Source organism: Endozoicomonas sp. YOMI1 (genome assembly GCF_024606345.1).
Taxonomy (GTDB): Bacteria; Pseudomonadota; Gammaproteobacteria; order Pseudomonadales; family Endozoicomonadaceae; genus Endozoicomonas.
Genome location: NZ_JAHHPM010000077.1, coordinates 1 through 10,780 on the forward strand (window position 1 = coordinate 1; position 10,780 = coordinate 10,780).

A 10,780-nucleotide genomic window follows, 5' to 3' on the forward strand; every position below is an offset into this window, starting at 1 on the left:
GCAGTTTATTCAATTTTTTGCTGAACTATTGTGCTTTGGGAACTCTAAAGTCGAGCTTTAGATATATTTTCGAAATACACTTGGCTGTCGGTTGAGCTGACCAGAAAACCTACTTCACTTTTACCTGGCTCGCTCCGGTCAAATCCATCTTGGCTGCCGGTTGAACTGATCTGCAGACGTGCCTTGCTTTTATTTGACTCGTTACGGTCAAATTCAATTTGGATTTTCTGATCTTTCCTGATGTTGGTCAGTAAATCGATGGGGCCACTGCAAAAGCTAAAGTTATTTTCTTCTATCTTATCTTTTTTGCCCATTTTTTTCTTGAAATTAGTGTTAATTTTTTCGATGAAATTCTCTACAGAGTTCTTTACAGTTTTTTTATCTTGTTTTGATACTTTGTTATCCACCTTTTTTCCGGATTTCTTCAGTGATTTTATTAACTGCCTTCCGAAGTATTTCCTTTTTTTTATTGGTGTCTATCATCTTATAAGTATTCAGAAAGCTTTGGTATTTGAAATTTTCAATAAATGGTTCAATAATTCCTACCACACTTGCAAAAGCCGTTTTGCCAATGGTTTCTTTAACTATATCCTTAAAAAAATTTTTCACTATATCTTTCGGATTATATTCAATCAAGCATAACTTTATATTCACAACTACTTTGGGGGCTGATTGATTAATGCTTTTTGCATTAAAATAAAATCCTTTTTTAGCATATTCATCTAAAAAATCAGTAATTTCCTTTTTGGTACCTTGAATATGAAATGGGTAGCCATCTAATGGCAAATCATTACGATAAAAGTTATTTATTTCAAGAAATTGTGCAGGAACGTCAATGATCTTAATGACTTCGGGGCTGGTACTATCGCCTATGATTCCAGAATAGCCAAAGTGTTTACATTTACTATCGGGTCCAATTTCTTTCAGAAAATCTTCTATTTTTTAAAAAAAATAGTTTTATTTTTGTGATAAATGATAGATTTATATTTATTTTTAAATTCAATAGGAATCACGTCTTCATCATTTGTAAATAATTTTTCTTGATAAGGAATAGTAATTGTTTCACTGCCGTTGTGAGTATGTTGATTTTGGGAGTTGGCCTGAATGACTTGTGTTTTAAAATGCTCTTTATACTTATCACGGAAATAATTTAAAGATAGATTTGACCAGTTTTCGTCATTCAAAATTTCTCTTGCTTCGTCTAAGGCCTTTTTGCATATACCCTTAGCCAATTTCTCTGGTTTTTTAGAATTCTTGTCTTCGGCATCGAGGTTAACTCTATTTCCTTTCTGTTGTTGGTCGAGTAGCGTTGCCAAGCATTCAATATTACCTGCCTCGGCAGCCAGGTGAAATGGTGTCTTGTTTTCGTGATTGGCGAGGTTGATGTTTATAAATTCTTCTTTATCATCTTTAAAATCGAGCAGCAATTCAAGACACTTTTTATAACCCTGACGCTCCTGATTGGGGGTATTCTCGTTGATCCAGCAGTCATCCTTGACGATATAGTGCAAGGAAGTCATACCCCTCTGATCTTTTTTGATATTTACCCCAGTGTCGTAAAGTTTTTCCAGGCATTCAGGTTTGCCATGAGCTGCAGCATATAAAAATAATTCCGAACGCTCTTCTTTGTTTATTCCTGTAAATTCGATCAGTGTCTGTAGGCAATAGGCTTTATCACCCTGAATAGCCATATGCAATGGTTTACCGTTTTGATCATTAGCTATATTGAAGGTTTTTTTAGTTTCTTTCTCAAATTTTTTGCGGACTTTTTTAAGGAATTCTATATTACCTTTATAAGCTGCATGATGCACTGGAGTATTCCCTTTCGAATCTGCTTCCTTGATATCTTTAGAATAATAGGGTTCGCAATATTTAAAATCCAGCCAGTGGTTTTTTTGTGCTGATCTGGCTATAAAATGAAGTAGCTGCCAATTTAGATTGTTTTTTTCTCTCACATTAGCTTTCGCATTTATCAGCCTTTCTACGCATGCTTCCTTATTGTTTTGGGCAGCCAAGAGTAGTGCCGTATTTCCATCATTATCTTTATCATTTATTACTTTACCCCAAGGTTTATCATATTTCTTAAACGATGGATTTTTGCGCTTTAATAGTGTCTCAATGGAACTTTTTTTTCCTCCAAGAGCTGCATAGTGCAGGGTGGCCTACCCTTTTTATCTTTAATATTGATGGTTTCTTCTGGTTTTTCATCCGGTAGAAATTCTTTCAGATATTTATGGCTTTTTTCTGCAGCGTAGTGCAGGAGTGTTTATCGTTATTTTCTCTAACACACAATCTAATCTTGAAAAAATTCCATGGGTCATAGGTAAGATGATCTTCATTATTAATGGCATATTTCAGTACACGAAAGATATTTGAGGCAGAGAAATCAACACTTTTCTCGGGTAAGTAATCAAGGCATGTTTCCTTTGATGCTGTATTTTGCATTTCATTTTCTATTGCATAATGCAGCACTGATTTCCCATCCTTATCAGTACGGTTGATATCCGCACCTTCGGAGATTAGATATTTCAGACATTCGGTGTGGCCATTCTCAGCAGCAAAATGCAGAGCTGTTTTCCCACTATTGTCAGTGCAGTGGATATCCGCCTTTTCTTTGATTAGATGTTCCAGGCATTTTTTGCTGCCCTTCTCAGCTGCATAATGCAGAGCTGTTTTCCCATCCTTCTTATCCTTGATATTCACATTCACGGTGCGACTGATCAAACGCTTCAACTCGTCAATGTCATCCTTCATAGCTGCAGCGCAAAGATCTTTGCTTAGCTTTGGTGTCATGACTTCTTTATTGGCTAACTCGATATCGGCCTGTTTTTCTTGCAACAAATCCTTGCAAGCTATATGACCTTCCCTGTTGGCGAGGTCAATTGGCATATCTCTTTCCTTGTTACGTACTATATTCGCTCCATTGGCTAACAGTTTTTTCACGCAAACAAGGTCACCCATCTCAGCGGCGAAGTGCAATGGTGTGTTACCCACGTTATCAGCGGTATCAATATCCGCTCTTTTTTTAAATAATTCCAGGAGATCATCGTTGCCTCCAATAACAACAGCGTGGAATGGTGTCCGACCACGGTGATTAGAGGCATTGATATCCGCTCCTTTTTCAATTAATAATTCCAGACACTGTAAGTAGCCTCCATTAGCAGCATGGTGGAGCGGCGTTATACGAGTTTCTTCATTCATACCTGTGGCCAGGGAGGGGTCAATGTCCAGCAATAGCCTGATGGTTCCTGTGTGGCCATTGTGAGCAACTATGTCGAGAAACGAATCACCATCGCTATCCCTATCTCTGGCCAGAGAGCTGTCAATTTTCAGAATTTTATCGGCAACCTCCTCTAAGTGGTTTTCGGTGAGGTGTAACTTGGGATCAAGATAATGGTGGAGAATTCCCATCAAGTAGCTGCGCAATTTCTCGGCAATGTCTGTGTGGTCTTTTTGTTCAGCCGCTTCGTAAGCCTCACCGATATTATTAATTAAGAGGAGGCGATCCTCTGGGGTGCAACCAATATCAATTGCCGTGGCAAAGTACAGATTGAAAATATCCATGGCGGACTCTGTTTGGCCATTCAAGGCAGCTAAGTAGAGAGCCGTTTTGCCGTGATTATTCTCAACTCCAGCCAGGTTGCTGTTAATTTTCAGCAATTCCACGACGGTCTCTGTTTGGTTACAAAGAGCAGCTAAGTGGAGAGCCGTATTGCCATCGGCATTCCGGTAATCAGCCAGGGAACTGTCAAAATTGGGGCTGAGCCTCAGGATTTCGTTAAGGGTTTCCAGATCACCTAATCTGCAGATATCAACATCCAAGGGATTGTTATTACGCAACAATTGCAGATTTGGCTGCTGACAAATGCTACATTCCCGTTGCATTAGCATCCGTTCAAACCAATCTCTGGGAATGCAGTTCAAGTGATATTGGTTCATCCAGAGATAGTGGTGAGGTGTTTGGCATGATGTTTTGACAAGCGAACGCCCACCCTTAGACAGAATACCGAAGTTCTTGCTTTCATGGCGAACCCGACCTGCAACAATGGCTGGATGAATTTTTAAGTCTCGAGCCAATGCAATACAATCCGCTTCGCTCTGACTGGTCTTCACCCTGGCCTCAGACCATGCTGACTTTTCAATCAGCGCCTCAGCCGCCGCTTGGTCGGCTTCATGCTCAATAGTATCTTTTCAGTCGAGTCAATATCATAAAAAAGGTCGTTGAGCCATCCTTCAGATGCAATGCAATATGCGCCACCTCATGCATCAGGGTAAACCAAAAATTATCCAGTCGATCGTGTCTCAGAGTCATGCCGATTACCGGCTGCCCAAAGGCATCCACCATAGCGGCACCATCCAGGTACGTCTTATCAAAATGAAACTCCGTAACCAGCTTAATGCCCAGGTTGGATAAAAACTCCTGCGCTACTTTCGGTCCTTGTTCTGACCAACTATGTTGGGCTAACTCTTTCATCACATCGTTGGTCAGGGAGCCCGGAACGTAATGGCCAACGGTTTTCATCCTTTCCGCTTTTTGTAACACTCGAATCTGCCATGCCAACAGAGCGTACTGATCGACATTTTTGTCCGATACATAATGGGCAGACGTCCTGCATAAAGCAGGCTGCACAAAAGAAGACCGGACGCTGCCTAAAAAGCGGGAGATATTTTCTTCTGCATAGGCTCTTAATTCATTGAGTGTGCCTGTCCATTCAGGGAAACACCCTCTTTTCTTCATTTCAACCAGAGGAAACTTTGCCCATTCCAACCCGTTAGTGTTGGGCAGGGAACCACCTCGTTCCTGAATCAATACTTCCGCTGGAATTTCGAGCCCCTTATGTAGCTTGCGAATCATTAACAGGCTTAAAGGCCGCTTGCCGTTAAGGACTTCTGACGTTTTGCTGTCAGAACCGAAATAGGGTCTCATATCCTTCTGAGTCAATCCCTGTTGTTCCATGCGAAACTTGATGGCCTCGACAGGGTCCGGTAAATCCGTCGGGAATCGCTCTGTTTCATACTGTTCAATCAGAACAGCGAGCACTTCCAGTTCGTTATCGTCTGCAGAACCTTCCTGCGGATCGGCCTTCATCAATGTCATCAGGCGCGCCATGGCATCTGCATAATCTTTGGCTGTCTTCACAACTTTAAGCGCAGACATCATTCACCTCCTGAAGTTTTGTTTGTCATACTCTGCATGGGTGCCAACCCATTCAATGACGACAATGCCATTTCGATAGCTAACCTGAACAACCAGCCGGTAATCGTTGCCTTTAATATTGAAAATTACCCGTTTATCAGCGATGTGGTTGGCACTTCGGTATCGCTCCTTAATATCATGAAAGCTGGTCCACTTGGCGCTCCGGGCTTCCTCACGCCAAGCATCCAGAGCTGGCTTGGCACTAGCGTGTTTTTTTGAGAACTTTTCAAGTCTGCGTTTAGCTTAATTCTGACCACAATCGAGTAAGAATATGAGGCAAAGGGTCATTTCACCAGATTTTTAAAGCCAAAACGTCAGATCCGCCCCGGTGAAATTGGCTACTTTATGAAAGCCCCTACTCACCCCCGCGCCCCGCCTTAAAATGCTCCGCCTGCTCAAACACATCCTGATAAACCTCGTTAAAGGTAACCGGCGAATAGCCATGCTTTGAGAGCAACATAATCAACTCAACCCGCAGTGAGGCCTTGATATCCCCCCGATGGTTCCAGTCCGGGAATTGCGCCTTGTCATCCACTACGGCTTTTACCTTGGCCGCCAGGTCCAGCAGGCGGTCTTCCTCGTAGGTGAACTCGTATTTTTCTGCCACCTTTTTCAGAATGTCGTAAAACGCTTTCTCTTCCAGGGAGATGCCCAGCGCTTCAAAGGAGCCCATTTCTGTTTTCAAATCCGCCATCAGGTCGAACAGGCCGTTAATGGCCTCATTATGAACGGCGGTGGTAAAGGCATCCTCTTCCTTGCGTTCGTTGTATTTTTCCACCAGGGACTGGAACCGTTTGGAGAAATCCACCGCCTTGACCTTGTTGGTCTTTTTAAACTCCGACAACGCCTTGGCCAGCAGCTTTTTCAGCAGCTGGATTTTGGTGTTGGGGAGTTTGATCTTGTCGATGCGGTCCAGATAGTCAACATCAAAAAGATCAATCTCGGTGGCGCCATCCTCTCCAAGCTTAAAAATTTCCTCAACCCCGTCGCTCTTGATGGCCTCCGCCAGCATCTCCTTTACCCGGGCGTTCATCAGGGCGTTATCCGGCGCTGTGCCATGGGTCAGTTTGAAGATGATGGAGCGCACGGCCATATAAAAGTGAATATGATCCTTTTCATCCTGAGAAATCCGGTCACTGCTGTAGCATACGTCATAAGCTGCCTTCAGCCGCTTTACCAGCGCCATAAAGCGTTTTTCCAGCTTTTCGGTTTGCATCGCATATTCTGCCGCCATATTCAGGCAGTTAAGCTGAGCAATCGGTTCACCGGTAAAATAAGGAGCAGAATCAAACTGGTGGAATATCTGCCGCAGCAGGTCCAGATGATCTTTTACTGCCACGATGGATTGTTCAATCTCTTCAAAGTTGGCTTCATCCTGATGGCACAGTTTGCCCAGTTTCAGGTCAATCAACAGGAAGCATTTCAGTTTAAAGTTGTAGAACACCAGATCAATATAAAAGTCCTGGTCTTCCATGCTAATGCGCTGCTGCCGCCCGACAAAGGCAAAGCCTTTGCCCAACTCCAGCAGAAATTGTTGCAGATTGTTGATCAGCGCCTGCTCCAGCTTGTTTTCCAGCAGGGCGTCATAGGGCAGATTGAGGAAATCCAGCACGTAAGGGTCACGCAGATAATGCTCGGGGCCGGTGGCCAGTGATCGGGTCACCTGCTCTGCTTCTTGCTGTACCAAGGTTCGATCTTTACTGGACAGCAGGCGTTCATAGTACAGTTTGCTGACTTGCCGATCGAGCGCTCTGGCACTCCAATTCTGATCGATCGCTTCCTGCATATACCAGTCCCTGGCTTTCAGGTTATCAATACGGATCAGTCGGCGGTAATGGGTCCAGCTCAATTCGGTACGCACTGCGTTCCGTTTTGGAAACGCCAGGTAAAAGGCCCGCATATTCCGCAAATTGCGAACATCAAACCCACGACCAAACTCGGTAGTCAGCTGCTCCGACAGGGTTTGCAACTGCTGTTTACCGTATTCTGCACGGGCCTTCCCCTGTTGCTCATGCTCCACAATCAGGCGCCCCAGCTGCCAGTAAGTCTGTACCATGGTGTGGTTAACTGTTTGCTGAAGCTGGCTACGCGCCTGCACCAGTACTCCACGGATGGCCTGTAGCAGCGATTGGCTTAGGGCATGTTTATCTCGTGAGGCGGGCTGGTCGGTCATGGTATCCCTCAGGCGGCGACGGTTTTGGCTTGTTGTTGATCGTCCGGTAAGCGTAGTTCGCCGGAGATGAGCTTGGGGAGCAGGGTGTCTCGGAGTTTGGTTAAAGAACCGTTCGCTTTACTGTAAGACCGGTAGCTCTCATAAAAAGGTCTGATAAGGTCTGCAAAGCATTTGTTAATTTCATCACCAGCCTTCAGGAAAGGGATACTATTCATATTTTTTTGGTTAATCTTCATTTGCACAGCACCGGTAACATAAGCAGTAATGTTTTGGGCTTGCATAAAGAGCATTAGATGCTCAGTCGAGACTCCATTCACTCCTTGTAAGACTAAGACATGGGCATGATTATTGACCCATGCTTTGCCCCATATATATTGAACGAATGGACTTCCGTCCTCTTTCATAACCGAGCCATCTTCTCCAATCAGCAAAAAAATATCATCAAAAATCCATTCATTGATGTAATCATTAATGGACGTTGCACCATAGTAAGGGATATTTCCCGGCTGCTTCTCTTTACGCTCTTTCTTTGAGAGCGGCACCCTGTGTTTATCAAAACATTGAGCTACTTTGCTAAATGGAACGTACTCCCACCCCTCCGGAATCCACCCCATCTGGGCATCCAGCATAAAGCGGTTGGGGAATAGCTGACGGATAGACTCCGGTAAAATGTCACCGCTCTCTTGTTCCGAGCGGTCACCCGAAAGGAAGGCTTTGCGCTGTTCGGCACAAGCCTGCAAAGACTTTCTGGCTTCTGCCCGGGCTTGCAGCTCGGGGGGAATCTCATGCCCCGCCGCCAGTGCGTTATCGATCACCGGATCAAAATCCACAAACCAGCTTTTAAACAGGGCTTGCGCCATGGCTTCGAGGGTTTGGTTGGTTTGGCGGTTGAGTTGGATTTTGTCATCAAGCTGCTTCAGCATACTTGAGACATTCTTCTTTATATGAGCAGGTGGATAAAATACTGGAAGCCTGGAAAGTATTTTCTGATTAAGCGACGGCATTGTAGTGCCTTCGCAATGCTGAAGCAGCCAAGTCTTTGTCGCAGGTGATCTCATTACGTAGCTGATAAACTCAGCATCATCAACATCAGTCAAGCGCAAGAAGATGCCATCAGAACCGAGAAACCAACCATCTTCGGTGTCTGTGATTAAAGCATTTCTTTCTACACAAGCATTTCTTTCTACACCACCTTTACGGCCAAAGACAATATCACCTTTCCGCAATACAAATTTGGGTAATCTTTTTATCGTATTTTCATCAACTTTTGGTGTCTCATGGCCAATTTGTATAAAGCCTTCTCTAATCTCTCGAACAGATATTAGTGGCACACCTGACTGAGAGTATTCAGCTGCTTTTAAGGCTGTTCCAAATGGCCCGGTCTGCAAAAATGCTTGCTTATTCTCGATTAACTCACCAAGGGTGATTTTTGGCCAATCATGCGCCATAACCCAAAACCTCCAGATTCTGCCGAATCACAGTATCCAGCTTTTCCGCTTCTTGCATCTGCTGATAAAGGGTCTGGCTTAACTCCTGCATTTTGGTTTCAAATAGTACACCGTCGTCTTCCAGCTCCGCAGCGCCAACATAACGCCCCGGTGTTAGCACGTAGTCGTTAGTAGCAATCTCTTCGATAGGGGCTGATTTGCAGAAACCAGACTTATCCTCATACATGCCAGAGTCAGTTTCACCACGGAAGGCATGATAAGTACGGGCAATCTCGGCAATATCGTCGGTGGTCAGCTCTTTGGTGGTGCGACTAACCATAGAGCCCATCTGCCGGGCATCAATAAACAGGGTTTCCCCCTCACGGCCTTTTGTACCCTGTTCAGCATTGCCCTTTTTGTTCTTGGTCAGAAACCAGAGGCAAACCGGAATCTGTGTCGTATAAAACAGCTGACCCGGCAGGGCGATCATGCAATCCACCAGATCGTTCTCGATCATCTTGCGACGAATGGCCCCCCTTCACCACTGGTGTTGGAACTCATGGAACCATTGGCCAGCACAAAACCAGCGGTGCCGTTATCCGACAGCTTGCTGATCATATGCATAATCCAGGCGTAGTTGGCGTTGCCGGTGGGCGGGGTTTCGTAACCATCCCAGCGAGGATCGTCGGAGAGTTCGTTTTCCTGCCGCCACTGCTTCTGGTTAAAGGGCGGATTGGCCATAATAAAGTCGGCCTTCAGGTCCGGGTGCTGATCCTTGAAAAAGGTGTTGGCGGGCACATCGCCAAAGTTGGCCGAGATGCCCCGGATGGCCAGGTTCATCTTGGCCAGCTTGTAGGTGGTGCTGGTGTATTCCTGCCCGTAGATGGAGATGTCTTTACGGTTGCCCTTATGGCTGTCCACAAATTTAACGGACTGCACAAACATACCGCCGGAACCACAACAGGGGTCGTAGATTTTGCCCTTGTACGGCTCAATCATCTCGGCAATCAGCGTCACCACACACTTGGGCGTATAGAACTCACCACCGCCTTTGCCTTCCGTGGCCGCAAAGCGACCGAGGAAGTATTCATAGACCCGGCCCACCACATCCTGCTCGGTCATATGGCATTCGTTGGCAATGGTGTCGATATTGTTGATGGTGTCGATCAGCGCCGACAGCTTGGAGGCATCCAGCCCCAGGCGGGAGAAGTAGTTATCCGGCAAGGCACCGGCCAAGGACGGGTTGTTCTTCTCAATATCGTGCAGCGCCGAATCAATCTTGATGGCAATATCATTCTGCTTGGCATGCTGCAACACATAGGACCAGCGACTCACCTCCGGCAGATAGAACACGTTGTCCTGGGTGTAGAAATCCACCATATCCACAAAGTCAGCGCCATACTGCTCCGCTATCTTCTCCTTCTGCACTTCAAACTTGTCGCTGATAAATTTCAGGAAGATCAGGCTCAAGACAATGTGCTTGTATTCCGAGGATTCAACACTGCCACGGAGCTTGTTGGCGGAGTCCCAGAGGGTTTCTTCAAAGCCTTTCTTGCTGGCTTTGGCTGCAGGTTTTCTGGCCATATGGGGAGTTCTGTACGATGGATGATAAAATCAAATCGAATCATCGTACCACGTAAGACAATGGGGTTATATTACTTTGGTTCAGCCTGAACTTAGGGCCGTTTTCAATTCTGGTTTTCACTTTTGCTCAAACAAACAAGGACAGCTCCTTCGTGAGTTGTTCCCCATAAATCTTGGGTTTGCCACGGCGTTTGGTTTCCGGCAAGGGAGGTGAAAACAGGGCGAGATCATGCCTGCACTGGCCTATGGCATGATACCCCAGATTCTGAATGTGTTTGATCACATGACTCCGCATAAACCAGCAATCCAGAAGTACATAATTCACAAAAAGTTGGTACTGATCCTGAGGGTAGCGCCAAGGCAAGAAAAGAGATGTAATAGCACAGTTTGCCGAGAATG

General features: G+C 45.2%; 9 protein-coding genes and 1 pseudogene. All 10 read right to left on the reverse strand.

The window, feature by feature from the left end; all coding sequences use genetic code 11:
- Positions 1 to 44: 44 nt before the first annotated feature.
- Positions 45 to 407: a hypothetical protein gene (locus KDK15_RS02850; RefSeq protein ID WP_257293857.1), complete on the reverse strand. Its 363-nt coding sequence runs from the start codon at positions 405 to 407 to the stop codon at positions 45 to 47.
- Positions 400 to 786 carry a hypothetical protein gene (locus KDK15_RS02855; RefSeq protein ID WP_257293858.1) on the reverse strand — a complete coding sequence of 129 codons (387 nt, stop codon included), beginning with the start codon at positions 784 to 786 and terminating at the stop codon, positions 400 to 402. Before KDK15_RS02855 ends, KDK15_RS02850 begins: the two co-directional genes overlap by 8 nt.
- A gap of 149 nt (positions 787 to 935) precedes the next feature.
- On the reverse strand, positions 936 to 2,156 hold the full coding sequence (locus KDK15_RS02860) for an ankyrin repeat domain-containing protein (protein ID WP_257293866.1): 1,221 nt from the start codon (positions 2,154 to 2,156) through the stop codon (positions 936 to 938).
- Between the two features lie 67 nt (positions 2,157 to 2,223).
- Positions 2,224 to 4,113, reverse strand: a complete 1,890-nt coding sequence (locus tag KDK15_RS02865) for an ankyrin repeat domain-containing protein (protein ID WP_257293859.1) — start codon at positions 4,111 to 4,113, stop codon at positions 2,224 to 2,226.
- 64 nt (positions 4,114 to 4,177) lie between these two features.
- Positions 4,178 to 5,161 (reverse strand): plasmid stabilization protein, encoded by a 984-nt coding sequence (locus KDK15_RS02870; protein WP_257293860.1) that lies wholly within the window; start codon positions 5,159 to 5,161, stop codon positions 4,178 to 4,180.
- Positions 5,162 to 5,386, reverse strand: coding sequence for a type II toxin-antitoxin system HigB family toxin (locus tag KDK15_RS02875; protein WP_257293867.1), 225 nt, complete (start codon positions 5,384 to 5,386; stop codon positions 5,162 to 5,164).
- Positions 5,387 to 5,552: 166 nt separating this feature from the next.
- Positions 5,553 to 7,370, reverse strand: coding sequence for a PDDEXK nuclease domain-containing protein (locus KDK15_RS02880; RefSeq protein WP_257293861.1), 1,818 nt, complete (start codon positions 7,368 to 7,370; stop codon positions 5,553 to 5,555).
- 8 nt (positions 7,371 to 7,378) lie between these two features.
- The gene (locus tag KDK15_RS02885; protein WP_257293862.1) at positions 7,379 to 8,818 is read right to left on the reverse strand and encodes a restriction endonuclease subunit S; all 1,440 of its coding nucleotides are present in this window, start codon (positions 8,816 to 8,818) and stop codon (positions 7,379 to 7,381) included.
- A pseudogene (locus KDK15_RS02895) lies at positions 8,808 to 10,381 on the reverse strand (N-6 DNA methylase). The gene KDK15_RS02885 and the pseudogene KDK15_RS02895 overlap by 11 nt, the downstream one beginning before the upstream one ends.
- Positions 10,382 to 10,508: 127 nt before the next feature.
- Positions 10,509 to 10,780, reverse strand: a 272-nt coding sequence (locus KDK15_RS02900) for a hypothetical protein (RefSeq protein WP_257293865.1), incomplete at its 5' end; no start/stop codon positions are given.

What these genes read in the sequence shown, in the direction of transcription:
- KDK15_RS02870 (WP_257293860.1), bottom strand. Translation starts at nt 5,161, where the DNA reads ATGATGTCTGCGCTTAAAGTTGTGAAGACAGCCAAAGATTATGCAGAT.
- KDK15_RS02885 (WP_257293862.1), bottom strand. Translation starts at nt 8,818, where the DNA reads ATGGCGCATGATTGGCCAAAAATCACCCTTGGTGAGTTAATCGAGAAT.
- KDK15_RS02880 (WP_257293861.1), bottom strand. Translation starts at nt 7,370, where the DNA reads ATGACCGACCAGCCCGCCTCACGAGATAAACATGCCCTAAGCCAATCG.